The sequence below is a fragment of the Pseudoalteromonas sp. JSTW genome, assembly GCF_013423925.1.
In the GTDB taxonomy this organism is placed as follows: domain Bacteria; phylum Pseudomonadota; class Gammaproteobacteria; order Enterobacterales; family Alteromonadaceae; genus Pseudoalteromonas; species Pseudoalteromonas lipolytica.
This window is the reverse complement of sequence record NZ_CP058972.1, coordinates 1,632,798-1,658,623: the sequence shown is the minus strand read 5'-3', so window position 1 is coordinate 1,658,623 and position 25,826 is coordinate 1,632,798. Positions and strand designations below refer to the sequence as shown.

Sequence of the window (25,826 nt, the reverse complement as noted above, 5' to 3'; positions counted from 1 at the left end):
ACGGTCAAATCGGTAAAAAAGTTGTTCTAACGCAATAAAATGATCATTGACTGACGATATAGTGCCGATAGTTTCACTATTTAATAAGGAAAAGAGATGGCTTCACTCAATCAACACCGAGTCTATATTCCTAGCTCTGCACGTGCAAACCAGTATGTGTTAGTTGAATTTAAACCCAATGATGAGTTTTTTGCCCAGTTTACGAACATTAGCTGCGGTTACAAGCGTCTTGCAAGGGAATTATTTGCGCTGTGCGATGAGTATGAACTTCATAACGTACATCTCATTGCGAATGATAAACTACCTGTCGTACGCTACCATGACGAGGCGTACAGTTTAGAAACAACAAAACAAATATTATTTTTCTATAATCCACAATACCACGAAGCACACAATGTATTTGCTAATGGCGAAGAAAAATGCAAAAAAATTCGCTTATTATTCTTAGCAACCGGTGACGATATTCGTGCAAATGCGGCACAGTTCCACCATAAAGTGCAACGGGTAATCAATACATTACAAGACAAGCTTTTAAGCAACCAACCCCCGCTTAAGATTAGAGATCATCAACACTTAACCTATGACTTATTTGCCAAAGCCAAAGGCCACAAAGAAAGCTATGGCTATAAGTTGCGAAGTTTATATCCGCGTTATCAATCGCGCCAATGCCATTTGCCAAGCGATTACAGCGAAATGACCTATGCAGGCTTTTCAATTCCTGTCACACGCGCAATTAAGACACAATTTCAGCATATGCTAAATGAAGAAAACTACAGTCAGTTTTATCACTATATTTTTGATGCGTTTAAACGTGCCTGTGATAAGCGTCAACTTAACTTAGCTGCCTTTATCGCAAATGGCACACGCCCGATTGTGCGTAATAGTAATATTGACAATGCACAGAGCAATAGCGAGTTACAAAAACTGACTTTCGACTGCACCAGCGAGCAAGTACAAATACAACAATTTTGGAATGCGGATACGTTGGTCGATGTGCTGCACTTTGTTATTGCAGCAGCAGAAAAAGATAAGCACGATATCGGTTACGGCCGATTTATGAACCAAGTACAAAGTGCCATTAATGAGGTGACAGACGAACTTGCGTTTAATCCAACACGCCAAGACTTACGCGTGCGCTTTTATCAGCATATTAACTATCAATATTAAACAGGTTTTACGTGGGTGACAGCGATGTGTCACCCCTTTTACCTTAACGATTTTTTGGTAATTTAGATAAGTCTAAGCGTAATACCTTTGAGCGTCGCTGGTAGTTATACAGCGACTTTTTCTTTGCGGGCAGTTCATCGACCGTCACCAATTCAAAACCTTGTTCAATAAACCAATGAATACTGCGCGTTGTTAACGCAAATAACCCATGATAACCACAACGTTTGGCTTTATTAATTATAAAACGTAATAAATTACTGCCACGGTCTGCATCACGATATTGAGGGTGAACAGCAAGACTTGCAAATTCACCAACCTGCTCTTCATCAAATGGGTAAAGGGCAGCGCACGCGATAATAAGTCCATCACGCTCAATCACTGTGAATTGCTCAATTTCTATCTCTAATTGCTCTCTTGAGCGACGCACTAAATAGCCCTGCTCTTCAAGTGGTCTAATTAAGTTTAAGATACCGGTTATATCACTGATCGTTGCACTACGAAGTTGTTCAGAACTTTGCGGCGCAATCTGGGTCCCGATACCATCCAAAGAAAAGAGCTCTTGCAATAAGGCACCATCTTCTTTGTAGCTGACAAGGTGACACCGATGCACCCCGCCCCGACATGCATCAATAGCAGCTTGCAAAAAGACAGGGGCGCTCAAACATGAAGGTGTATGAGTGCGATAGTGCTCTAACACTCGCTCGGCTTCGTTTGGCATTAATTCAGCTATCGCTTCGCCATTTTCATCTAAAATACCTGCATCTTGGCTAAACCCTAGCATTTTGTCTGCTCTGAGCTTTAAAGCAACTTGAGTCGCAATTTCTTCTGCGGTTAAATTAAAGCTCTCACCCGTCACTGAGGCAGCAATCGGACCTAGGAGCACAATACTATTGTTATTGAGTTGGTGGCGTATTCCCTCAACATCAATTCGCCTAACACGCCCCGAGTGGTGGTAATCAACCCCTTCATCAACGCCTAAAGGCTGCGCTATAACAAAATTACCACTCACTACATTTAAAAATGAGCCCGACATGGGGGTGCTACTTAATGACGTGGATAAACGTGCGGTGATGTCAAATTGCATTGCTCCGGCCACTTTTTTAATCACTTCAAAAGTGGTGTTATCGGTAACACGGATCTCGTTATGAAAATGACTAGTTATGCCAACCTCATTCAAAGCGGCATTAAATTGTGGCCGTGCGCCAAACACCAAAACAATCTTAATACCTAAGCTTGTTAATAGAGCAACATCATTAATAATACTTCGACAGCCTGGCTGGTCTATCGCCTCACCACCCAGCATTACAACGAAAGTCTTGCCTCTATGGGCATTTACATAAGGAGTCGACTGACGAAATCCGTCTACTAATTCTGTAGTACGCACGTGCTAATTACCTTTTAAATTCAAGCGTTTTTTATTAAAACGGAAACAGAGGAATTAGTGTAAGGAATTTTTATTCATAAATAAAGAATTTTTATTCTTTATTTATGAATAAAAATTGACAGTGAATTTAGCAATAAAAAAGGCCCGCATAAGCGAGCCTCTTTTTAAGAGATTAAAGACCGATTACCAGCCTGTTTTCTCTTTAAGTGCAGCACCGATGTCAGCTAGTGAACGTACTGTTTTAACGCCAGCAGCTTCTAATGCAGCAAATTTCTCATCAGCAGTACCTTTACCGCCTGCGATGATTGCACCCGCGTGACCCATACGCTTACCTGGAGGCGCAGTTACACCCGCAATGTAAGAAACAACAGGCTTAGTTACGTTGTGCTTGATGTATTCAGCAGCTTCTTCTTCTGCTGTACCACCGATTTCACCGATCATAACGATTGCTTCAGTTTGCTCGTCTTTTTCGAACATTTCTAAAACGTCGATGAAGTTAGTGCCAGGGATTGGGTCGCCACCGATACCAACACATGTTGATTGGCCGAAACCAGCATCAGTAGTTTGCTTAACCGCTTCGTAAGTAAGTGTACCAGAACGTGATACGATACCTACTTTACCAGGCTTGTGGATGTGACCAGGCATGATACCGATCTTAGTTTCACCCGGAGTGATAACACCTGGGCAGTTAGGACCGATCATGCGAACACCAGTTTGCTCAAGCTTAACTTTAACGTCAACCATGTCTAGTGTTGGGATACCTTCAGTGATACAAACGATAAGCTCGATGCCAGCATCGATAGCTTCTAAGATTGCATCTTTACAGAAAGGTGCTGGTACGTAGATTACTGATGCAGTTGCGCCAGTTGCTTCTACAGCGTCACGTACTGTGTTGAATACTGGAAGACCAAGGTGCGTTTGACCGCCTTTACCTGGGCTAACACCACCAACCATTTGTGTACCATACTCAAGCGCTTGCTCAGAGTGGAAAGTACCTTGGCCACCAGTGAAACCTTGACAGATAACTTTTGTATCTTTATTGATTAATACAGACATTATTTGCCCTCCGCAGCAGCAACAACTTTTTCAGCTGCGTCTGTTAGTGATTCAGCAGCGATGATGTTAAGGTCAGAATTAGCAAGTACTTCACGACCTAGTTCAGCGTTAGTACCTTCTAAACGTACTACTACTGGTACGTTTACGCCTACTTCTTTAACTGCACCAATGATACCTTCTGCGATCATGTCACAACGAACGATACCACCGAAGATGTTAACTAAAACAGCTTTTACGTTGTCGTCTGAAAGGATGATCTTGAATGCTTCAGATACACGCTCTTTCGTCGCGCCGCCACCAACATCTAGGAAGTTAGCTGGCTTGCCACCGTGTAGGTTTACGATGTCCATCGTACCCATTGCTAGGCCTGCACCGTTAACCATACAACCCACGTTACCGTCTAGTGCAACGTAGTTAAGCTCGAAGCTTGCAGCGTGAGCTTCACGTGCATCTTCTTGAGATGGATCGTGCATTTCACGGATTTTAGGTTGACGGTAAAGCGCGTTACCATCTACACCGATTTTGCCATCTAGACAGTGAAGGTTGCCTTCGTCTGTGATAACAAGCGGGTTGATTTCTAATAATGCGAAATCGAAATCGTTGAACATGTTCGCAAGACCCATGAAGATCTTAACAAACTGTTTCATTTGCGTTGGGTTTAAACCTAGTTTGAAGCCTAATTCACGAGCTTGATACGCTTGAGGACCTACAAGTGGATCGATTTCAGCTTTGTGGATTAGCTCTGGCGTTTCTTCAGCAACAGTCTCGATTTCAACACCACCTTCAGTAGATGCCATGAAAACAACTTTACGAGAAGCACGATCTACTACAGCGCCTAGGTATAATTCGTTAGCGATGTCAGTGCAGCTCTCAACAAGGATCTTAGCTACTGGCTGACCATTTTCGTCTGTTTGGTAAGTAACTAAGTTTTTACCTAACCAGTTCGCAGCGAACTCTTTAACTTCGTCGATTGTTTTAACTAGCTTAACACCGCCAGCTTTACCACGGCCACCTGCGTGAACCTGTGTTTTAACAACCCACATATCACCGCCAATTTTCTCAGCAGCTGCTGCAGCTTCTTCAGGTGTATCGCAAGCGTAACCGTGAGAAACTGGTAAACCATATTCGGCAAAAAGTTGTTTTGCCTGATACTCATGCAAATTCATGATGCTTTATCCAATTTTTTATACTAAAAGAGCTGAATATTTATGCAAATAAACAGCTATCCCAAATTGCGCACCTAGTATAAATCCCAAGGCTCAACATGAAAACCCCAGTTAGACCAAAGGCGCAAAAAAAAAAGCTGTGAACGCAGTCCACAGCTTACATTTTATACAACTAGATTAAACATCTAGTAATAAACGTGTTGGATCTTCAAGTAACTCTTTAATTGTCACTAAGAAACCAACAGATTCTTTACCATCAATTTGACGGTGATCGTACGATAACGCTAAATACATCATTGGTAAGATTTCAACTTTACCATTTACAGCCATTGGACGATCTTGGATTTTGTGCATACCTAAGATTGATGACTGAGGTAAGTTGATAATCGGTGTAGAAAGTAACGAACCGAATACACCACCATTAGTGATAGTGAAGTTACCACCTGTCATATCATCAAGTGTTAATTTGCCGTCACGACCTTTAAGCGCTAATTCACGGATACCTTTTTCAATTTCTGCAACTGATAACTTGTCACAATCTTTAAGTACTGGTGTAACTAGACCACGTGGTGTTGATACCGCGATGCTGATATCGAAGTAGTTGTGATAAACAATATCATCACCATCGATTGATGCATTCACTTCAGGGAAACGTTTAAGCGCTTCTGTTACTGCTTTCACATAGAAAGACATGAAACCTAAACGAATACCATGACGTTTTTCGAATACTTCTTGATACTGCTTACGAAGGTCCATGATAGGTTTCATGTTTACTTCGTTGAATGTTGTTAACATTGCAGTTGAGTTTTTCGCTTCAAGAAGGCGATTTGCAATAGTCTTACGTAAACGCGTCATTGGAACACGTTTTTGAGTACGGTCACCCATAGGTGCAGCAGGTGCTGCCGCTTCTGCTTTAGGTGCAGCCGCAGGCGCTTTTAAGAATGTATCAACGTCTTCTTTCGTTACGCGACCATTTTTACCCGTGCCCTTGATTTTTGATGCATCAAGGCCCTTTTCAGCGATTAGACGACGCACTGACGGTGTTAATACGTCTGAGCTATCGCTTGAATCGCTTGCTGGTGCCGCTTCTTCTTTTTTCGATTCTGCTTTAGCAGGTGCTGCACCCGCTTTAACAGTACCAATCACTTGTTCGCCAAGCACTGTTTCGCCTTCTGCGTGGATGTGCTCGCCCATGATACCGTCTTCTTGAGCAACAACTTCAAGAACAACTTTATCAGTTTCGATGTCAACTAGGTTTTGGTCGCGCGTTACCGCTTCACCTGGTTGAACATGCCAAGTAGCTATTGTCGCGTCTGCGACTGATTCTGGAAGTACAGGTACTTTAATGTCCACTTCTTTACCTTCTGATGCTGGTGCTGATTGCGCCGCTGGCGCGTCTTCTGATTTTGCTGGTGCTGATTCTTTAGCAGAATCGTCACTTGCTGGTGCAGCATCTGCATCACCAAGTAAACCAATTACTTGTTCACCAAGTACGGTTGCACCTTCTTCTTGTGAAATTTCAGTAATGACACCGTCGTTTGGTGCAACTACTTCTAAAACAACTTTATCTGTTTCAATATCAACTAAGTTTTGGTCACGGCTTACTTTGTCGCCAACACTTACGTGCCATGTTGCTACGGTAGCATCAGCAACCGACTCAGGAAGTACAGGAACTTTAATTTCTGTGCTCATTGCTTATCCTTTATTTTCAATAGTAAGCGCATCTGCAACGAGCGCTTGTTGTTCTTTAGTATGCACTGACATGTAACCACATGCTGGCGATGCTGATGCTTTACGGCCAGCATATTTTAATTTAGCGCCTTGTGGAATTGCATCGACAAAGTGGTGTTGAGAACAATACCAAGCACCTTGGTTTTGTGGCTCTTCTTGACACCAAACGAAGTCTTTAACGTGTTGATAACGCTGCATGATTGCATCCATCTCATCGTGTGGGAATGGATAAAGTTGTTCAACACGAACAATTGCAACATTATTAAGCTCTTGCTTACGACGCTCTTGAAGTAGTTCGTAGTAAACTTTACCGCTACAGAAAACAACGCGTTCAACTTTCTCTGCTGGGATGTCATCAATCTCGTCAATCATATTATAGAACACACCTTCAGATAACTCTTCCAGTGTTGATGTTGCTAATGGGTGACGTAATAATGACTTCGGTGTCATAACAATCAAAGGACGACGCAGTGGACGAACTGATTGACGACGTAGCATTGCGTAAACTTGCGCAGGTGTTGATGGCACACACACTTGCATGTTGTGATCAGCACACAGTTGTAAGAAACGCTCTAAACGGGCTGAACTATGCTCAGGACCTTGACCTTCATAGCCATGCGGTAACAAACACGTTAGACCACATAAACGGCCCCACTTTTGCTCGCCTGAACTTAAGAACTGGTCAAATACAACTTGAGCGCCGTTCGCAAAGTCACCAAATTGGGCTTCCCACATGACTAATGATGTAGGTTCTGCAGTCGCATAACCATATTCAAACGCAAGCACCGCTTCTTCAGATAACACTGAATCGTATACTTCAAATGCACCTTGCTTTTCGCTGATATTTTGCAACGGTAAGTAAGTTGACGCATCTTGTTGATTATGAACAACAGCATGACGATGGAAGAATGTACCACGGCCTGAGTCTTGACCCGTTAAACGGATATCAGTACCTGCATCAACAAGTGTGGCATAAGCCAGTGTTTCTGCCATACCCCAATCAAGTGCTTTTTCACCTGATGCCATTAGTTTACGGTCGTCGTAGATTTTCTTAACACGAGACTGTGCTTTATGACCTTCTGGGTAACTTGCGACTTTCTCGCCAAGTTCTTTAAGTTTCTCTACCGACACTTTAGCGTCGTATTCTACATCCCAATCGTGACCAACGAACTTAGCCCAATCAGATGAATGAGATGTTTCAGGTTGAATTTCTTCAACAACGCACGAGCCACGGTCTAAGCCATTACGGTAATCATCTGCGAGTACTTTAATTTCGTCTTCAGTGAATGAACCTTCAGCCACAAGCTGATCAGCATAGATTAAACGAGGAACAGGGTGTTTTTTGATTTTTTGGTACATAAGTGGTTGAGTCGCATTAGGCTCGTCCGCTTCGTTATGACCATGACGGCGATAACAGACCAAATCAATAACAACATCACGTTTAAACTGATTTCTGAAATCAAGCGCAATTTGTGTTACGAATGCAACGGCTTCTGGATCATCAGAGTTAACGTGGAAAATAGGTGCCTGAACCATCTTCGCAATATCTGTACAGTATGGTGTAGAACGCACATCAGCCTGTTTAGACGTTGTAAAACCAACTTGGTTGTTAACAACAATACGGATACTACCACCACAACTAAATGCATTAGTTTGTGATAGGTTAAATGTTTCTTGTACAACACCTTGACCTGCAATCGCAGAGTCACCATGAATTGTAATAGGCAGTGCTTTAATACCTGACTTATCACCTAAGCGGTCAAGACGCGCACGAACCGAACCCATCACTACCGGGTTTACGATTTCTAGGTGAGACGGGTTAAATGCAAGTGCCATGTGCACATTGCCACCCTTAGTCGCAAAGTCAGATGAATAACCCATGTGATATTTAACGTCACCTGAGCTTAATGTATCTTTATGTTTACCAGCGAACTCATCAAATAAATCTGATGGGTTTTTACCTAAAACGTTCACTAGTACGTTCAGACGACCGCGGTGAGCCATACCAATAACAGCTTCTTTTTGTCCGCTTTCACCTGCACGATGAATCAGTTCTTTAAGCATTGGTACTAACGCATCACCACCTTCAAGTGAGAAACGTTTTGCACCAGGGAACTTAGCCCCTAAATATTTTTCAAGACCATCCGCTGCTGTTAACCCTTTAAGGATGCGCAGCTTTTCTTCTTTAGAAAAAGTTGGGCGTGATTGCACTGATTCCAAACGCTGTTGTAACCAACGCTTTTCTTCAGTCGATGTGATATGCATATACTCAGCACCAACAGAACCACAGTACGTGGTTTTAAGTGCTTGATATAACTCACCTAAAGGCATGGTTTCGCGACCGACTGCAAACGAACCCACATTGAATTCACGGTCAAAATCAGCTTCAGATAAATCGTGGTACTCTAATTCAAGATCGCGAACACGTTCGCGTTGCCAGATACCTAATGGATCTAGGTTGGCATTTTGGTGACCACGGAAACGGAAAGCATTTATAAGTTGTAGCACTTTGACCTGTTTAGGATCACCAGAGCCACCCTCTGCTACCACCACTTCTCTATGCTTGTTTTTAGCAAGCTCCGCAAATTGTGCACGAACTTCAGAATGTTTTACGTCAACATCCACACCATCAACTTTTGGTAATTGTTCGAACACTTCTCGCCATTCTTCTGGCACAGAAGTCGCATCATCTAAGTACGCTTCATAAAGCTCTTCTACGTAAGCAACGTTACCGCCGTTTAAGTGAGAAGATTCTAGCCATGCCTTCATCACACCTTCGTGCATTTATAAGCCCTTTTCTTTAGCGCAGAAATTAATTGTTGTAAAAACAAGGTGGTTAATAAATTAACCACCTTACATATTCAATATTTTAAACCGAACGATTTAAAAGCATTGACTTGATTTGTCCAATTGCTTTGGTCGGATTAAGACCTTTTGGACACACGCTAACACAGTTCATGATACTGTGACAACGGAACACGCTGAACGCATCGTCAAGGTCAGCAAGACGCTCTTCTGTCGCTGTATCGCGGCTATCAGCCAAGAAACGATATGCGTGAAGAAGGCCTGCTGGACCGATGAACTTGTCTGGATTCCACCAGAACGAAGGACACGATGTTGAACAACATGCACATAAAATACACTCATATAAACCATCAAGCTTATCGCGTTCTTCGATTGACTGAAGACGCTCACCCGCCGCTGGCGTGTCGTTGATAAGATAAGGTTTTACTTTTTCGTATTGAGTGTAGAACTGACTCATGTCAATAACAAGGTCACGTACCACAGGTAAACCAGGTAATGGACGAATTACGATTTTACCTTTGCCACCTTTAAGTAGCGTTGATAAAGGCGTGATACATGCCAAACCATTTTTACCATTCATGTTGATACCGTCTGAACCACACACACCTTCACGGCATGAACGACGGAATGATAACGTTGGATCTTGCTCTTTTAATTTCATAAGCGCATCCAACACCATCATATCTTGACCTTCTTGCGTTTCTAGCGAGAAGTCTTGCATACGTGGTGCGTTATCAATATCTGGATTGTAACGATAAACGGAAAATTGTACTTGTGCCATCGTCTCGCTCCTAGTATGTACGTGCTTTAGGTGGGAAAGCTTCACGCAGTTTCGGCGCGTAGTTTACTTCACGTTTGCTCATTTCATCCGTTACAGGATTGAAAATTGAGTGACATAGCCAGTTTTCGTCATCACGATCTGGGTAGTCGAAACGAGAGTGAGCACCACGGCTTTCTGTACGGAAGTTTGCAGCTACTGCAGTTGAGTAAGCTGTTTCCATCAAGTTATCAAGCTCTAAACATTCAATACGTGCTGTGTTGAATTCAGTTGATTTGTCATCAAGACGCGCATACTGAAGACGTTCACGGATTTCTTTAAGCTCTTTAAGACCTGTTGCCATTGCTTCACCTTCACGGAATACCGAGAAGTTAAGTTGCATACACATTTGTAGATCTTTCTTGATTTGAACAGGGTCTTCACCTTGGCCAACTTTAGAGCTTTCCCAACGATTAAAGCGTGCAAGCGATGCTTCAAGGTCTGAATCAGACGCATCTTTACCTGCTTCAACACCGTTTAGGTATTTGCCTAAGAAGTTACCAGCAGCACGGCCGAATACAACTAAGTCAAGTAGTGAGTTACCGCCAAGACGGTTAGCGCCGTGTACAGATACACACGCAATTTCACCAACAGCGAATAAGCCTTCAACAACTTTTTCTTGGCCATTTGCATCAATTTGTAATGCTTGACCATTTACGTTAGTTGGAACACCACCCATCATATAGTGACATGTTGGGATAACTGGAATTGGCTCTTTAGCAGGGTCAACGTGTGCGAATGTTTTCGCAAGGTCACAAACACCTGGAAGACGAAGGTTTAGAGTTTCTTCACCTAAGTGGTCAAGCTTAAGCTTGATATGTGGACCATAAGGACCATCGCAACCACGGCCTTCACGAATTTCTGTCATCATTGAACGAGCAACAACGTCACGCGATGCTAAGTCTTTCGCATTAGGTGCATAACGCTCCATGAAACGTTCGCCGTCTTTGTTTAGAAGGTAACCACCTTCACCACGACAACCTTCCGTCACAAGTACACCCGCACCAGCAATACCGGTTGGGTGGAACTGCCACATTTCCATATCTTGCATTGCAACACCCGCGCGTGTTGCCATACCAACGCCGTCACCAGTATTGATGTGCGCGTTAGTTGTTGATGCAAAGATACGACCTGCGCCACCTGTTGCTAAAACAACCGCTTTAGATTTGAAATAAACAACTTCACCTGACTCGATGTCGATTGCTGTACAACCAACAACGTGACCGTCGCTGTTTTTAACAAGGTCTAATGCATACCACTCAGAGAATACATTTGTTTTGTTTTTAACGTTTTGTTGGTAAAGACAATGCAATAATGCGTGACCAGTACGGTCAGCTGCGGCTGCAGTACGTGCAGCTTGTTCACCACCAAAGTTTTTCGACTGACCGCCGAAAGGACGTTGATAAACACGGCCATTTTCAAAACGAGAAAATGGTAAGCCCATGTTTTCTAATTCAGTAATAGCTTCTGGGCCTGTTTTACACATATATTCGATAGCGTCTTGGTCACCGATGAAATCGGAACCTTTAACCGTATCGTACATGTGCCATTCCCAGTTATCTTCATGTGAGTTACCCAGAGCTACCGTAATACCACCCTGTGCAGACACAGTGTGAGAACGTGTAGGGAAAACTTTTGAGATAAGTGCACAGGTTTTGCCTGACTCAGTGATTGCAAGTGCTGCGCGCATACCTGCACCACCGGCACCAATCACTACAGCGTCAAATTCACGAACAGAATAATTCACTTAAACACCCCATAAAACGATTAGACCTATTGCTACGTAAGCAACGGCCATAAGGTTTAATACAAAGCCTAAAACAGCACGTAATTTAGCGCATTTAACATAGTCAGTTAATACTTGCCAAAGGCCAATACGGGTGTGAACCATGATGCAAACAAGGGTAATTAGTGTAAACCCTTTCATTGCTAGGTTTGAAAATAGGCCTTGCCAGGCTTCAAAAGTGACTTCGGGTGTACATAAAAAATAGCCAACAATAAAAATCGCGTAAGCGCTGATAATTAAAGCGGTTGTACGAAGTGATACGTAATCTTGTACACCATCACGTTTAAGAGTTGCTTGATTTAAAACCATATCCACACTCCTGCTAGAATTGCAGCAACAACGCCTAAAGCCATTGCAACTTTAGCGCTGAAGTTACCTGATTCAAGTTCTTCCCAGTGACCCATATCCATAATGATATGACGGATACCACCAATTAGGTGATACGCCAATACAGAAATGGTACCCCACGCTATGAATTTGGCAATGAATCCGCTGAACAGACCCTTGACGAATTCAAAACCTTCAGGAGAAGAAAGAGACTCAGACCACGCCCAAATGACAAACGTTAAAGCAAAAAATAATGCAACACCGGTGACGCGGTGAAGAATTGATGCTTTAGCCGTAGCCGGCATAGATATAGTTGTTAGATCTAGATTTACAGGTCTTTGCTTTTTCACAGTTACTTGCCCATCTTGCCCACTTAGGGGCTCATCTACTTGTTTTTCTAAAACCCATCAAAATGAATTTCGATGGAACTATCTAAGTAAACCGTGTTAATACACAAAAAGTTCACACTGGTGCAAAACTCAAATGTAAAAATAAAGTTTACCTACAGACAATACGGTATAAAACCTTGGATAGTATATATAGCCAATGGTCTTTTTACAATTCTTGTTTAGTAAGAGACGTTTGCGAATTAGCCAATGGTATAATATTTAATCCTGACAGAATATTTATTATCCTTTTATGCATACTATTTATAAAAATTGACTTTACACCCCTCTTTCACGTTAAAATGAAAAGAATGTGCTTAAACAGATTCAGAACATAACAATCAGAGTTGTTATCTTAATAGGAGATAAATAGATGGCGGATAAGAAAGCCACGGTCCATATTGATGGTCTTGATCCAATCGAACTTCCAATTTACCAAGGCACTGCTGGCCAAGACGTAATCGACGTACGTACGTTAGGTTCTCATGGTTATTTCACTTACGACCCAGGTTTCATGTCAACGGGTTCATGTGAATCTTCAATCACTTACATCGATGGCGGTAAAGGTGTTCTTTTACACCGTGGTTACCCAATTGAACAATTAGCTGATGAATCAAACTACATCGAGCTTTGCTATTTGTTACTTAATGGTGAGTTACCGACTAAAGAACAATACGATGCGTTTGCACAAGAAATCACGCACAACACAATGCTTGATACCAAAATTGCAAACTTCTTCCAAGGTTTCCGCTTTGATGCTCACCCGATGGCAATGCTATGTGGTGTAGTAGGTGCACTTTCTTCTTTCTACCATGAAGATTTAGACATCACTGATGCAACACAGCGTAAAACGAGCGCGATTAAGTTAGTAGCTAAGTTACCGACAATCGCAGCAATGGCTTACAAATATAACGTTGGTCAACCGTTTGTTTACCCACGCAACGATTTAAGCTTTGCTGAAAACTTCTTACACATGATGTTCTCAGTACCTGCTGAAGAATACAAAGTGAGCCCAGTTTTAGCTAAAGCAATGGACAAAATCTTCATGCTTCACGCTGACCACGAGCAAAATGCGTCAACGTCTACGGTTCGTTTAGCGGGTTCATCTGGTGCAAACCCTTACGCATGTATCGCTGCTGGTATCGCATCACTGTGGGGCCCTGCACACGGCGGTGCTAACGAAGCATGTCTTAACATGTTAGAAGAAATCGGTTCTGTAGACCGTATCGACGAATACGTTGCTAAAGCGAAAGACAAGTCAGACCCATTCCGTCTTATGGGCTTTGGTCACCGTGTTTACAAAAACTTCGACCCACGTGCGACGGTAATGCGTCAAACATGTCATGAAGTATTAGCAGAGCTAAACATTCAAGATCCATTGCTTGATATCGCAATGAAACTTGAACAAATCGCGCTTGAAGACCCGTACTTCGTAGAGAAGAAACTATACCCTAACGTAGATTTCTACTCAGGTATCATCTTAAAAGCAATCGGTATCCCGACTAGCATGTTCACAGTAATCTTTGCTATGTCTCGTACTGTTGGTTGGATCTCTCACTGGGATGAGATGCTATCTCAACCTGGCCACAAGATCAGCCGCCCACGTCAGTTATACACTGGTGAAACATCACGCGATTACGTACCAACAGACAAGCGTTAATACGATTTCGTGTTTAAAAAAGGCCGCTAAGCGGCCTTTTTTATTGCCCACCACTTGTCTATTTGTGCAAAGTAATTAAAATCGTCGCATTCTTGTTGTTTAGGCTTATCCATGTTTGATTTCGAAACTATACGCGCCGACTTTCCTTTACTCACACAGACAGTAAATGAATACCCATTAGTGTATTTAGACTCAGCAGCTACCTCGCAAAAGCCTCTATCAGTTATCAAAGCCTTAGAAAGCTATTACAGTGCTGAAAATGCCAATGTTCATCGCGGTCGCCATTTTCTCAGTGAGCATGCGACACGTCGCTATGAAGATACACGAACAGCAATCGCAGAGTATTTCAATGTACAGCGTACCGAAATTGTTTGGACTAAAGGGGCAACCGAATCACTAAACTTAATTGCAAACGGCCTAACTTCACACCTAAAATCAGGCGATAAAATAGCGATTTCAGCGATTGAGCATCACGCTAATATCGTTCCGTGGCAAGAACTTGCAAAAAAAGTAAATGCAGAGCTCATTATTTTGCCCATTACAGCTGATTTAGTCTTGGATAGTAATGAATGTGCTGCATTTATTCGCGAGCATAAACCGAGCGTTGTTGCTGTAACCCATGCTTCGAATACATTAGGAAATATCACTGACTTAGAGCCAATTATCACTGCGTGCAAAGAAGTTAATGCGACTTCTGTTATTGATGGCGCACAGGCGGCGATGCATTTAAGACCCGATTTAAATAAACTCGATTGTGATTTTTATGTTTTCTCTGCACATAAAATGCTGGGCCCAACAGGATTGGGGGGGCTTTATGGTCGTTACTCACGCTTAAATACGCTTGATGTCTATCAAACAGGTGGCGAAATGATTGAGACTGTAAGCTTAACACACAGTACATTTCGTGATGCGCCAGGCAAATTTGAAGCGGGTACGCCACACATTGCAGGCGTAATCGCCTTTGCCGAAGCAATCAATTATTTAACAGCACTTGATTTCAATGGAATGCGTCAACATGAGCATACAATTTTCAATTATGCGATAAAACAATTATCAACCATTGCGGGGATTACTATTTATTCGCATAAAGAAAATAACATTGGCAATATCAGTTTTAATTATCGTGATGAGCATCCATTTGATTTAGCAACGCTACTGGATGGTTACGGCATAGCTGTTCGTAGTGGCCATCACTGTACCCAACCAATTATGAGCAGATTAGGCATTCCTGGCACTGTAAGAGCGAGCTTCGCACTGTATAATTCGCTTGACGATGTTAATGCTTTTATTAAAGCACTCAAGCACTGTATAGAACTATTAGATTAATGTTGGATATATTATGAATTCACCTTTTCACACCGTGACTCAAGACATCGAGAATGCAAATGGCTGGCAACAAAAATATCGTCAAATTATGCTGTTAGGTAAAAAGCTACCGATCATGCCCGATGTTTTAAAAGTTGATGATGCGCTTGTAAAAGGCTGTGAAAGTAAGGTATGGCTTTATATTGATTTTGACCACTCCGAAAACAGCCTAGTGCTTGCGGGTGATTCTGATACACGTATTGTTAAAGGGTTACTGGCCTTAATTTTGGCCTTATACAATGGTCTAACACCCGAGCAAGCAACTCAAATTAATGCCTATAACGAATTTGAACGACTTGGTCTAATTAGCCATTTAAGCCCATCACGCGGCAACGGCATAAAAGCCATGGTTGATAAAATTCAAACCATGGCTCAGGAAAAGCGCTAAAAAGCGTTATTTTAAACTTCGCTGTTTTTTATCTAGGTATTTTCTAATTGCTTTGGCAGCTACAAAAAAGCCAAAGCTACCCGTTACCATGGTTGCTGAACCAAAACCGTTATTACAATCCATGTTCATCGAGCCATCTGCGCCTTGTTTTGCTTGGCACACTTCACCGTCGGACGTTGGATACACTAATTGTTCGGTTGAATAAACACAATCAACATTAAATTTTCGCTTAGGGTTGCTACTAAAGTTGTACTGTTTTCTGAGAATATAACGGACTTTTGCAAGCAATGGGTCATGGGTTGTTTTAGCAACATCACCAAAACTAATTTGGCTAGGATCCGTTTGCCCCCCAGCACCACCGGTTGTAATAACAGGTAACTTGACTCGCTTACAATGGGCTATCAGTGCCGCTTTTTCTTTTACTGCATCAATACAATCAATTACATAATCAAAGCCCTGAATGTGCTCACGAATATTATCTAGGGTAATAAAGTCATCAATGACGTTGACTTTAATATCTGGATTAATTAATTCACAACGCGCTTTCATCGCGTCTACTTTAGCGTCACCTATCGTGCCAGTTAAAGCATGTATTTGACGATTAACATTCGTTGCGCAAATATCATCTAAGTCAATCAACGTCAATTGACCTACCCCGGTGCGTGCTAATGCTTCAGCAGCCCAGCTTCCAACGCCACCAATACCTATGACACAAAAATGTGCTTGCTGTAACCAATCAAATTGTTGATGGCCATATAAGCGCTTGATACCACCAAAGCGAATGTCTTGTGTTGTTTCTTTCATTTACCAATCCAACGTCCAAGGAGTCAGCCACTCTTTGAATTCGTCTGCGTTAAAAACTTCATTGAGATATGCGCCTGTCGTATGCGCACAGCGATATTCTTTTAGTTGACCTTGATACATAAATTGCAGGGCATATGCATGCAAATTAGTACGTTCATCTGGCGTACCAGCATAAGTAACGTCACCCAATATAGGCGCACCAATGCTTTTCATTGCCACTCTTAATTGATGCGTCTTGCCAGAAAAAGGTTTTAATAAGTATGCGCGCAGGCCGGGGCGAATACTTTTTGAATAAAAGCGCGTGATAGCTGGGTTTTCTTGGCTTTTTAGCAACTTAAACGCACCTCGGCGACTTTTTTGCATATCGCCTTTGATCCAGCCTTGCTTTTTTTTAGGTTTTTCATCACTCACAGCAAGGTAAAATTTATTCACTTGGTGCGCAGTGAAAAGCGATGTAAATTCTGCTGCTGCCTGCTTGTTTCTGGCTAAAATAATTAACCCAGACGTTACTTTGTCTAGCCGGTGAACAGGAAACAGCTTTTCATTCACTCGTTGCTCTGCAAGTACAACAAACCCTGCACAGTCTTCACTGTGAAAGCTGACGCCTGCAGGTTTGTAAAAAACAAAAAAGTCATCTTCACTAGCATGAAGATGAACAGCGTGAACATCAGTCATTGCACTCGTTGCTCAAAGCGGCTATTACACGTGTGAGATCGTCGGGTGTATCAACACCAGCTTGAGGTTCACACACAGCTCCTGCAATTTTAATGCTGTAGCCGTGGTATAAAACACGTAACTGTTCAAGTGACTCAAGTTGTTCTAAACGCGATTCAGGCAATGCGATATATTGCTGAATGAAGCCAGCACGATACGCATAGATACCAATATGACGCGCATAATCAGCCAGATTTAGCGTGCTGTTATCGTCGTTCATCATTGCATCGCGATGATAAGGAATAGGCGCCCGCGAAAAATACAGTGCGTTTTGCTCAGTATCACTGACAACTTTGACACAATTCGGGTTAAATATATCATCAGAGTCAGTTATTTTAGCACTGAGCGTTGCCATCGGTGCATCAGATTCAGCCAGTAACTTTGCCACCTGACTGACGTTTTCACTGGCCAATAATGGCTCATCACCTTGTACATTGACGACAATCGTGTCACTGGCAAGGTTTAGCTTTTCAACCACTTCGGCAAGTCGTTCTGTGCCCGATTGATGGTCTTCACGTGTCATTAATACGTTATCTGTAAAGCCCTTTACAACATCAAACACCGCTTGATGATCGGTGGCAACATACACAGCACTTGCACCTGATGCAGCCGCTTTGTTGTAAACATGCTGGATCATGGGTTTACCACATATGTCAGCTAAGGGTTTACCCGGTAAGCGGCTAGAAGCATAGCGTGCAGGAATGACAACTACGAATTCCACTTATCAACCTCTTCTTGGCTTAATTCACGCGCTTCGTTTTCAAGAAGCACAGGGATATCATCTTTTATTGGGTAAGCTAATTTTGCAGCAGTACTTATAAGCTCTTGATTTTCTTTATCTAAGCGCAACTTACCTTTACATACTGGGCAAGCAATTATTTCAAGTAATTTTGTATCAAAGGCCATGAAGGATCCCTTTTTGTTTTAATAATGAATGTAATTTTTCAATAACAGCGGCAGTCGGCCTTGCATCAACAGGTAGATAATACCAATTAGGTTTAGCAAAACTAAAGCACTTTACTGCGTCTTTTTCAGTCATGAACACGGCATCATTTTCAAAGTCCGAAAAATCAGTCGGTTGATAGTTATAATGGTCTCGAAAATGGTGTGTCGAAAGCAGGTCTATGCCTTGTTGCTTAAGGCTTAACTCAAAGCGTAAAGGATTACCAATTGCACTGATAGCGTGCCCGGTATTTAGCGTATCTGATACGCGTTCAAAGGATGCAACCGATCTAAATTGGCTGGGTACTAAGTCATAGCGGTAGTTTGTCGCCCCACCATTCTCTACCACAACATCAACTGACTTTAAACGCGCTTTAGTTTCTCTTAGCGGGCCTGCAGGCATCAAAAATCCATTGCCAAACTGGCGTTCACTGTCGACAATACAACACTCAATATCACGCGCCATTTTATAATGCTGCATACCATCATCTGAAATGATGATATCAATAGCGTGTTCTTGTTGCAGCTTTTCAATACTCGCTTGGCGATTGGGTCCTACCATCACCACGCATCCTAGCCGACGTTGAATAAGTACAGGTTCATCACCCGCTTCACTTGGGGTTGTTTTTTGTGTGACTAACAGCGGATAACTCGAAGACTTACCGCCATATCCACGGCTGATTACCGCGACCTTTAAACCCTGCTGTTGTAAGTACTCAGCGAGCCAAATAACAAAGGGGGTTTTACCATTACCACCTACACTAATATTGCCAACAACAATGATAGGAACATTGGCCTTAAACGCCTTGAGTATTTTGAGCTTATAAAGGCTAACTCGTAAGGTTGAAATTAGCCAAAAGATACAGCTCAAAGGTAAAAGCAGCACCGTTAAAAAGCGGGGCTGTTTGTACCAGCTTTGTTCAATCATACTCACTATTGTTCACCAAATTGCATCTTACAAAGCGCAGAGTAAGTACCGTTTTTTTCTAGCAGCTCGTTATGAGTGCCCTTTTCGATTACTTGGCCATTATCGATAACATAAATACAATCACTGTTTTCAATCGTTGATAAACGATGCGCAATCACGATTGATGTCTTCTCTTTCATTAAAGTATCAAGTGCCTGTTGGATCAGTTTCTCTGACTCGGTATCAAGCGCTGAAGTTGCTTCATCAAGAATCAAAATAGGTGCATCTTTTAAGATGGCTCGCGCAATGGCAATACGCTGACGTTGACCACCCGATAACATCACACCATTTTCTCCGACCAGGGTATTTAAACCCTCAGGTAAGTCTTTTACAAACTCCCAAACATGGGCCTGCTTGGCAACAGCAATTAATTCATCTTCAGTCAAACTTCTGTCTAACCCATAACAAATATTGTTCGCTATCGTGTCGCTAAACAACACGACTTGCTGAGAGACCAATGCAAACTGTTTACGAAGATCCGTTAGCTTGTAATCGGCAAGTGACACACCGTCGAGTAATATTTCGCTTTCACCTTCTAATTCATAATAACGAGGTAATAAATTAGAGATTGTAGATTTACCCGAGCCTGAGCGCCCGACCAATGCAATACTTTCACCGGCATCAATGCTGAGTGTTAAGTTTTTAAGAACAGGCTCTTCTTTAGTAGGGTAACAGAATGTCACGTTTTTAATTTCAATGCGGCCTGTTACCTTATCTACTGTATATGTACCTGTGTCTTTTTCGATTTCTTCATCAAGCACTAAAAATATACTTTGTGCAGCCGAAATACCTCGCTGAAGGTCGCTGTTCACATTAGAGAGTTGCTTTAAGGGTCTTAACAACATCATCATAGATGAAATTAATAACACAAAATCACCTGAGCTTATCGTGTCAATCATCGACGGCATCGATACAACCCATAAAATAACCGCCATCGCACTGGCTGCTAATATTTGTATAATCGACACGCTTAAAGCTTTCGTCGCATCCATTTTAATGCGTTGCTGGCGGTTGTGGTTGTTAATTGCAGAAAACTGAGCGATTTCTTGTTGTTGTCCACCAAAACCATGGATCACTTTATGGCCTGACAACATTTGCTCTGAAGTACGGGTAACTTGACCCATTGCTGATTGAATTTTTTTTGAAATCATTCGAAAACGTTTAGATACAAACGCAACAATCACTGCAACGAGAGGAATAATCACTAAGAAAATAAGTGATAATTTCCAGCTGGTATAAAACATATTAAACAATAAAAAAACAACAAAGGCGCCCTCTCTCACCACAATTAATAATGCTTTGGTAATCGCTTGCTGTACTTGTTCTGTATCAAATGTGATCTTTGATATTAAGTCACCATTCGAATTTTTATCATGAAAAGAAACGGGTAAATGTAAAATATGTTCAAATAACTGTTGGCGTAATGTACGCACGACTTGTGAGCCAACATAACTCAAACAATACGATGACATGTAGTTGAACATCCCACGTCCCAATACCAGTGCAACAACGACAAATGGAGCATATGTTAACACCTTCGAATTACGGGCATTTAACCCTTCATCAATGAAAGGTTTCATTAAGTTGATAAACAAGGCGTCCATTGCTGAATAACCAATCATGCCCACGATTGCAAAAAACGCGATTAATTTGTAATCACCGACATAACTCACTAATCGCTTATAGATTTGGGTTGTAGTTTGATCCATAACACTCTCTTATTCATAGACTTCGACTATTGTAGCCTTATGACAGTAAAAACAAAACGCCAATCTTATTCAAACCAGTAACTTTCCTGCTCACGGGCGAATTCTAAACGGTATGACTGCGGGTAAAATTTTATTCTTATGTGTCCATACTCAGCTGTGGTGTATTGTGGTATGTCACGGTCATTGTATCGCTTAACGACATCAGAATGAGGAAACGACCATTGTCCTTGGTAGGCAGATGAATGAAGTACAATCTCAGGATTTACAGCATCGATAAATAGGCCACTTGAAGATGTATTGCTACCATGATGGGGACTGATAAGAATGGTCGCATTTAAATCAACTTCCTGACTCACTAACTGCTGTTCAATGAATTTAGAAATATCGCCAGTCAATAACACGCTATGCTGGGGATTGCTTATTTTTAAAATACAGGAGCGGTCATTATTATTATCATGATTCGAGTCGGCTGTAAGCGAAGTGATATTGAGGTTTTCAAATTTAAAATGCTGAGACAAACATGGCAGTTTGATTCCACTGGGATGAAACTTTTCAAACGTAGCAGTGTAACCTGCTTGTTTCCAACTCGTCAGTCCTCCCGCGTGATCATTATCTTGATGACTTATAATAGTCGCCACAACTTCTAAGTTTTGTTGTCGAATATTTGCAACGAGTACTGAATTTACATAATCATAACGCGCAAAGTATTGCGGACCTAAATCATACACAATGGCTTTATTATTGGTGCTTATCATCGCCATTAGACCATGCCCTACGTCAAATAAATCTAATTGAAATAAAGGTTTTGGTGTCAGCAACCAGTCAATAATAAAAATAAAGCTCGGGATTATACTAAAGCGTTTAAATGGGCTAAACAGCCCAATTAACAAGGTACAATACAAGTACAACAATGATTTAAAACCATTAATCCTCACATCAATCCAACGCCAATCATGAGGCGTTGAAATAATAAACTCAAAGGAGCTGTAAAATACAGCATCGAACAGCTTAAAAACGTAACTTGTATCAACAATCATAGACAACAGCGAATACATTACTAAGAGCGGCATAACCACTAAACTAATCAATGGCACAGCTATCAAATTAACTAAAAGCCCAATGACACTGACTCCGTCGAAAAAATATAACGACAAAGGTAAAAGCCCCACAAAAAGCGCTCCTTGGATCATAAACAGCTGAACACTGTGCTTTATTAAACCGTTTTTTATAGTTAGAGGCTGGTTAATCACTAAAAAAATAATGGCAACAGCAGTAAAACTAAAATAAAAACCAGGATTGAGTAGTGAAAATGGATTCATGACCAACACCACTGATAAAGCAAATAAGATACTTCGCCACTGCAGAGGATTTTTAGCTAAAAGGTAAATTATTAAGTAACAACCCAACATCACCAACGCTCGGGTTGCAGATACAACAAAATCGCTTAAGTAAACATACAAAAATGCACAACAGAACCCAAACACCACAAAAAGTTTACTAAGTTGCATGCTTTGTTTAATAGCAATCTGAGTACACATAAACACCCATTTGCAGGTATAAAAACCGAGCGTAAATATCAGACCAATATGTAGTCCCGATATCGCAAGTAAATGACTGAGCCCCAGTTCGCGCAAATGAGTTTTATCGACTGACGAAATTTTACTTCTGTCCCCTGTTAATAAGGCATAGTACATCCATTGTAGTTTCGTACCCGCGGTAATATCACTGATATAAGATTGATAGTGTGACCTGATCGCAGCGCTACTTGTACTGCTTAAATGATGTGTTTTGCCAACTGTTCTGCCCTTATAAATAATTCGCTCTGTGAACGCAAAGCGCTCACGATTAAAGCTGTCAAAGTTTTTAACAGTTCGAAATGCTTTTAATTTAATTTGGCTTGTTAACAAGCTTCCCACATCTAGTTGCTTTTCAGTCGTAATACTTAGCATCGCTAAAGGGGCTATAAACCGAGGCAGCGAGCAGCCTTGAACATTAATCAAGCGTACTTTGGCATAATAAGGCGATGCAACAGAGTGAATTGAAATAATCTGTAAATGAGCGTCAATGGGTTTGTCTATTTCTATTTGGCATAAACTGGCTGAGTAAAAAATAAGATAATGAAAGATTACGATAAAAATACCACAAATAAACCCTGACAATACCGACAAAAAAGGCTTAAAATAGAGACTCGCTAAAATGACAGCAAAACTCATTATATAGAACGCCGCAGTGTTCAGTGTGTAAACGGTTATAAAACACCCCAACACAAAGCCACTGCATAACCAAATAGATGTAAATGGTTGCTTTAGATGGCTAAAAAAACGATCCAACGGTTTTTACCCGATCATAACAAGGTAAGAGATCATAAATATTTAAGAATTTTTGGTCGTTTATTACATGACGCCAACTTATGGCACTTAAATAGACGCTCCGCTCGGGGTGCTTTTGCGGTAGGTTTGTTTTTTGCTTTCATCCCTGTTCCTTTTCAAATGGTTTTAGCTGCCGCCTTGGCAATTCCATTACGTGTTAACTTGCCTATTTCTGTTGCAACAGTGTGGATCACTAACCCGTTGACAATGCCCCCTATCTTTTATTGTTCATACATTGTTGGGACTATAGCCCTTGCTCAACCCACTCAACATTTCCACTTTGAGCCAAGTTGGCAATGGTTTATAGATAGCCTCACTACGATTGGACCCGCTTTTTTAGTCGGCTCATTAATTTGTGCTTCAGCGGCATCACTTGTAGGCTATTTTGCCATTGATATGCTTTGGAAGCGCTCAGTGCGAAAAGCGTGGCTACACCGTCATAAATAAAGCAACAACAAAATACTAAAAAACATACCTTTCAGTATAGACAAAAAACCCAGCTTAAAGCTGGGTTTTTTCTGTTAATTATCGCGTAGTTAATTATTTCTTACTGAACACGCGGCGCACTGCAGCAAATGGCAACAGTAAAAACGCAAACCACGGAAAGCTTGCAGATTGGCGTTCATATTGCTCAACTTCTTCAGCCGGGCATTCCTCTACACTGCCACTAATAGGTGTTAGTTTTACAGCTACCGTAACACTCTCGTGTTCGATGTTGCCATCGACATCACGCACTACATTACCAAACGAATCTGTTTTCTCAACCGTTTTAGTCGCAACACCGAAAATTTCGTTATTGTTGTTGATTGCTTTCGCTTCAGCTATTTTATAACCAAAACGTGTTTCACCATCCGCTTCATAGCACGGTAATAAGTCATTTAAGTTAACAATTTTATCTTCACCAATGGTGTACATAAAACCTTCACGGCGACGTGTAGACGAATTAAAAATATCGGTTTCACCTTCACCGACAATAATACCATTATCGTTTATGTCATTAGCAATTGAGTTTGAACTTGCAAAGTAGTCGCTTGGGAATACAACAGTGTCATTTTGCTTGTCATAATAATAAAACTTAGTTGTTGTTCTACCCTCAATACGCTTTGAAGCATAACCAACAATAATGTCATTGTCATTCATCGACAGCACTTGGCCTAATTGCCAATCATCGTCCTGATTGATAAATTCTTTGACTTCTCCGTTTTCGAATATAACCGGCATCGTGGTGCGTCGATCTGTGTCTTTGTATCGCACTTCAGACATACCCGCAATTAACCCATTTTTGTTAATCGCATAAGCGCCACTTTTAAAAGCGAACTTTTCATCGTCTTTGGGGGTTAAACCTATACCCAAAATTTCAGTATTCGTGATGTTGAAATTATTATCTAATGTCCATTTAACGGCACGTTTATTGTATATTCCATTATTGTTATTTCGTTCAATACTCTCAACACAATCTGAAACAGGCTCGTCTTCACCATCACACCTGTCGTCGATATTTTCTTGGCGATCTTCTGCAATGTCTGTCGACACGGTACCAACAACTTCGTAACCAAGCTCTGTTTTAACAATATCATAAGCAGCACTAAAACCGCCAAATTCATCAAACTCAGGCGTAAGAGGCACTTTTACACCATCAGCTGAAATCACCACTCCCCGTCTAATAAAATCACGTAAGAAATGTGTCTCCGCTTCGTCTTCATCAGCTTGTGTAAAAGATGTTTTCTCGTAAGGAGCACTGCCCCAACCCGCCATAACACCGTCTTCAGCAACCGCACTTAAGTAGTTAGATGTAGAGCGTGTTAAACCATCATAATCCAATGATTGTTCATCAAAAATAACTTGTTCAGTTGACCCCTCAGCGCTATAGACAGTGGCAATTGCACTCGCTAATTTCTGATACTCGGAATCCACAGAACGGCTATCACTCGCTAAAAAACGGATCATAAACGTATGCGCATCGGCATTGGTATTTACGGCATCGTTATTTTCAATGTCATCAAGTGTAAACGTAATTTCTTTATCAATTAGTTCAAATCTGTCTTTTTCGCTTTCGTAAGCAGACTTAATAGCATTGTCATCAAAATCAATATAAGAAATATCAATTGGTAATCTGTAAACACCATTACTTAAACCAATAACATGACCATTTTCGCTAACGTCTGTTACATAATTCAGTTTTGCGCCATCTAAGCCACCAAGCTCTGTTAGCTTATAGGTCGCGCTCATCGCTGAGGTACTTAAGGTGGCTAAAATACTGGCAGCGAGTAGTTTATATTTCAT

Annotated in this window: 22 protein-coding genes; 5 read left to right on the top strand and 17 right to left on the bottom strand. The window is 41.5% G+C overall.

Features of this window, described 5'->3' with window-relative positions:
- The first annotated feature begins 96 nt into the window (after positions 1–96).
- Positions 97–1,167 carry a DUF3083 family protein gene (locus GZH31_RS07605; protein ID WP_180311533.1) on the top strand — a complete coding sequence of 357 codons (1,071 nt, stop codon included), beginning with the start codon at positions 97–99 and terminating at the stop codon, positions 1,165–1,167.
- A 43-nt stretch (positions 1,168–1,210) separates the two neighbouring features.
- Here the strand turns inward: GZH31_RS07605 and argA are convergent, their stop codons facing one another.
- The 9 genes from argA to sdhC form a co-directional block, all read right to left on the bottom strand.
- The gene (gene argA, locus GZH31_RS07600) at positions 1,211–2,551 is read right to left on the bottom strand and encodes an amino-acid N-acetyltransferase (protein WP_036968615.1); all 1,341 of its coding nucleotides are present in this window, start codon (positions 2,549–2,551) and stop codon (positions 1,211–1,213) included.
- Positions 2,552–2,734: 183 nt separating this feature from the next.
- Positions 2,735–3,607, bottom strand: coding sequence for a succinate--CoA ligase subunit alpha (gene sucD, locus GZH31_RS07595; RefSeq protein ID WP_036968616.1), 873 nt, complete (start codon positions 3,605–3,607; stop codon positions 2,735–2,737).
- Positions 3,607–4,773: an ADP-forming succinate--CoA ligase subunit beta gene (gene sucC, locus GZH31_RS07590; protein ID WP_036968617.1), complete on the bottom strand. Its 1,167-nt coding sequence runs from the start codon at positions 4,771–4,773 to the stop codon at positions 3,607–3,609. Before sucC ends, sucD begins: the two co-directional genes overlap by 1 nt.
- 177 nt (positions 4,774–4,950) lie before the next feature.
- Entirely contained in the window at positions 4,951–6,465 is a 1,515-nt protein-coding gene (odhB, locus tag GZH31_RS07585) for a 2-oxoglutarate dehydrogenase complex dihydrolipoyllysine-residue succinyltransferase (RefSeq protein ID WP_036968619.1), read from the bottom strand.
- Positions 6,466–6,468: 3 nt separating this feature from the next.
- The gene (locus GZH31_RS07580; RefSeq protein ID WP_065979886.1) at positions 6,469–9,288 is read right to left on the bottom strand and encodes a 2-oxoglutarate dehydrogenase E1 component; all 2,820 of its coding nucleotides are present in this window, start codon (positions 9,286–9,288) and stop codon (positions 6,469–6,471) included.
- Positions 9,289–9,373: 85 nt separating this feature from the next.
- A complete protein-coding gene (locus tag GZH31_RS07575) occupies positions 9,374–10,090 on the bottom strand; it encodes a succinate dehydrogenase iron-sulfur subunit (RefSeq protein ID WP_065979885.1) in 717 nt (238 codons plus the stop codon).
- Between the two features lie 10 nt (positions 10,091–10,100).
- Positions 10,101–11,873: a succinate dehydrogenase flavoprotein subunit gene (gene sdhA / locus GZH31_RS07570; protein WP_065979884.1), complete on the bottom strand. Its 1,773-nt coding sequence runs from the start codon at positions 11,871–11,873 to the stop codon at positions 10,101–10,103.
- On the bottom strand, positions 11,874–12,221 hold the full coding sequence (sdhD, locus tag GZH31_RS07565) for a succinate dehydrogenase, hydrophobic membrane anchor protein (RefSeq protein ID WP_036968629.1): 348 nt from the start codon (positions 12,219–12,221) through the stop codon (positions 11,874–11,876).
- The gene (gene sdhC, locus GZH31_RS07560) at positions 12,212–12,589 is read right to left on the bottom strand and encodes a succinate dehydrogenase, cytochrome b556 subunit (RefSeq protein ID WP_065979883.1); all 378 of its coding nucleotides are present in this window, start codon (positions 12,587–12,589) and stop codon (positions 12,212–12,214) included. The genes sdhD and sdhC overlap by 10 nt, the downstream gene beginning before the upstream one ends.
- 409 nt (positions 12,590–12,998) lie before the next feature.
- On the opposite strand from sdhC, the gene GZH31_RS07555 reads away from it, so the two are divergent.
- From GZH31_RS07555 to GZH31_RS07545, 3 genes are all read left to right on the top strand, one after another.
- Entirely contained in the window at positions 12,999–14,285 is a 1,287-nt protein-coding gene (locus GZH31_RS07555; RefSeq protein WP_036968634.1) for a citrate synthase, read from the top strand.
- Positions 14,286–14,396: 111 nt separating this feature from the next.
- A complete protein-coding gene (locus GZH31_RS07550; protein WP_180311532.1) occupies positions 14,397–15,611 on the top strand; it encodes an aminotransferase class V-fold PLP-dependent enzyme in 1,215 nt (404 codons plus the stop codon).
- Positions 15,612–15,624: 13 nt separating this feature from the next.
- On the top strand, positions 15,625–16,038 hold the full coding sequence (locus tag GZH31_RS07545) for a SufE family protein (protein WP_065979881.1): 414 nt from the start codon (positions 15,625–15,627) through the stop codon (positions 16,036–16,038).
- Between the two features lie 6 nt (positions 16,039–16,044).
- Here the strand turns inward: GZH31_RS07545 and tcdA are convergent, their stop codons facing one another.
- The 7 genes from tcdA to GZH31_RS07510 all read right to left on the bottom strand — a co-directional run bounded on the left by tcdA (position 16,045) and on the right by GZH31_RS07510 (position 23,387).
- The gene (tcdA, locus tag GZH31_RS07540) at positions 16,045–16,842 is read right to left on the bottom strand and encodes a tRNA cyclic N6-threonylcarbamoyladenosine(37) synthase TcdA (protein WP_036968641.1); all 798 of its coding nucleotides are present in this window, start codon (positions 16,840–16,842) and stop codon (positions 16,045–16,047) included.
- Positions 16,843–17,517: a TIGR01621 family pseudouridine synthase gene (locus tag GZH31_RS07535; RefSeq protein WP_065979880.1), complete on the bottom strand. Its 675-nt coding sequence runs from the start codon at positions 17,515–17,517 to the stop codon at positions 16,843–16,845. It abuts the gene before it with no gap.
- On the bottom strand, positions 17,510–18,277 hold the full coding sequence (kdsB, locus tag GZH31_RS07530; protein WP_036968651.1) for a 3-deoxy-manno-octulosonate cytidylyltransferase: 768 nt from the start codon (positions 18,275–18,277) through the stop codon (positions 17,510–17,512). Before kdsB ends, GZH31_RS07535 begins: the two co-directional genes overlap by 8 nt.
- Entirely contained in the window at positions 18,265–18,462 is a 198-nt protein-coding gene (locus tag GZH31_RS07525) for a Trm112 family protein (RefSeq protein ID WP_036968654.1), read from the bottom strand. Before GZH31_RS07525 ends, kdsB begins: the two co-directional genes overlap by 13 nt.
- Complete coding sequence (gene lpxK / locus GZH31_RS07520; protein ID WP_074988257.1) at positions 18,452–19,432, bottom strand: tetraacyldisaccharide 4'-kinase; 981 nt, start codon at positions 19,430–19,432, stop codon at positions 18,452–18,454. The genes GZH31_RS07525 and lpxK overlap by 11 nt, the downstream gene beginning before the upstream one ends.
- Positions 19,432–21,174 (bottom strand): lipid A export permease/ATP-binding protein MsbA, encoded by a 1,743-nt coding sequence (gene msbA / locus GZH31_RS07515; protein ID WP_065979878.1) that lies wholly within the window; start codon positions 21,172–21,174, stop codon positions 19,432–19,434. The genes lpxK and msbA overlap by 1 nt, the downstream gene beginning before the upstream one ends.
- Before the next feature lie 65 nt (positions 21,175–21,239).
- Complete coding sequence (locus GZH31_RS07510; protein ID WP_180311531.1) at positions 21,240–23,387, bottom strand: DNA internalization-related competence protein ComEC/Rec2; 2,148 nt, start codon at positions 23,385–23,387, stop codon at positions 21,240–21,242.
- Between the two features lie 96 nt (positions 23,388–23,483).
- Between GZH31_RS07510 and GZH31_RS07505 the strand changes: the two genes are divergently transcribed.
- Positions 23,484–23,990 (top strand): DUF2062 domain-containing protein, encoded by a 507-nt coding sequence (locus GZH31_RS07505; protein ID WP_065979876.1) that lies wholly within the window; start codon positions 23,484–23,486, stop codon positions 23,988–23,990.
- A 93-nt stretch (positions 23,991–24,083) separates the two neighbouring features.
- Here GZH31_RS07505 and GZH31_RS07500 read toward each other — a convergent pair whose 3' ends face one another.
- Complete coding sequence (locus GZH31_RS07500; RefSeq protein ID WP_180311530.1) at positions 24,084–25,826, bottom strand: DUF3466 family protein; 1,743 nt, start codon at positions 25,824–25,826, stop codon at positions 24,084–24,086.

What these genes read in the sequence shown, in the direction of transcription:
- odhB (WP_036968619.1), bottom strand. Translation starts at nt 6,465, where the DNA reads ATGAGCACAGAAATTAAAGTTCCTGTACTTCCTGAGTCGGTTGCTGAT.
- GZH31_RS07545 (WP_065979881.1), top strand. Translation starts at nt 15,625, where the DNA reads ATGAATTCACCTTTTCACACCGTGACTCAAGACATCGAGAATGCAAAT.
- GZH31_RS07550 (WP_180311532.1), top strand. Translation starts at nt 14,397, where the DNA reads ATGTTTGATTTCGAAACTATACGCGCCGACTTTCCTTTACTCACACAG.
- GZH31_RS07575 (WP_065979885.1), bottom strand. Translation starts at nt 10,090, where the DNA reads ATGGCACAAGTACAATTTTCCGTTTATCGTTACAATCCAGATATTGAT.
- tcdA (WP_036968641.1), bottom strand. Translation starts at nt 16,842, where the DNA reads ATGAAAGAAACAACACAAGACATTCGCTTTGGTGGTATCAAGCGCTTA.
- GZH31_RS07605 (WP_180311533.1), top strand. Translation starts at nt 97, where the DNA reads ATGGCTTCACTCAATCAACACCGAGTCTATATTCCTAGCTCTGCACGT.
- GZH31_RS07505 (WP_065979876.1), top strand. Translation starts at nt 23,484, where the DNA reads ATGGCTAAAAAAACGATCCAACGGTTTTTACCCGATCATAACAAGGTA.
- msbA (WP_065979878.1), bottom strand. Translation starts at nt 21,174, where the DNA reads ATGGATCAAACTACAACCCAAATCTATAAGCGATTAGTGAGTTATGTC.
- GZH31_RS07525 (WP_036968654.1), bottom strand. Translation starts at nt 18,462, where the DNA reads ATGGCCTTTGATACAAAATTACTTGAAATAATTGCTTGCCCAGTATGT.
- GZH31_RS07500 (WP_180311530.1), bottom strand. Translation starts at nt 25,826, where the DNA reads ATGAAATATAAACTACTCGCTGCCAGTATTTTAGCCACCTTAAGTACC.
- GZH31_RS07580 (WP_065979886.1), bottom strand. Translation starts at nt 9,288, where the DNA reads ATGCACGAAGGTGTGATGAAGGCATGGCTAGAATCTTCTCACTTAAAC.
- sucD (WP_036968616.1), bottom strand. Translation starts at nt 3,607, where the DNA reads ATGTCTGTATTAATCAATAAAGATACAAAAGTTATCTGTCAAGGTTTC.
- sucC (WP_036968617.1), bottom strand. Translation starts at nt 4,773, where the DNA reads ATGAATTTGCATGAGTATCAGGCAAAACAACTTTTTGCCGAATATGGT.
- GZH31_RS07555 (WP_036968634.1), top strand. Translation starts at nt 12,999, where the DNA reads ATGGCGGATAAGAAAGCCACGGTCCATATTGATGGTCTTGATCCAATC.
- GZH31_RS07510 (WP_180311531.1), bottom strand. Translation starts at nt 23,387, where the DNA reads ATGAGTTTTGCTGTCATTTTAGCGAGTCTCTATTTTAAGCCTTTTTTG.
- GZH31_RS07535 (WP_065979880.1), bottom strand. Translation starts at nt 17,517, where the DNA reads ATGACTGATGTTCACGCTGTTCATCTTCATGCTAGTGAAGATGACTTT.
- sdhD (WP_036968629.1), bottom strand. Translation starts at nt 12,221, where the DNA reads ATGGTTTTAAATCAAGCAACTCTTAAACGTGATGGTGTACAAGATTAC.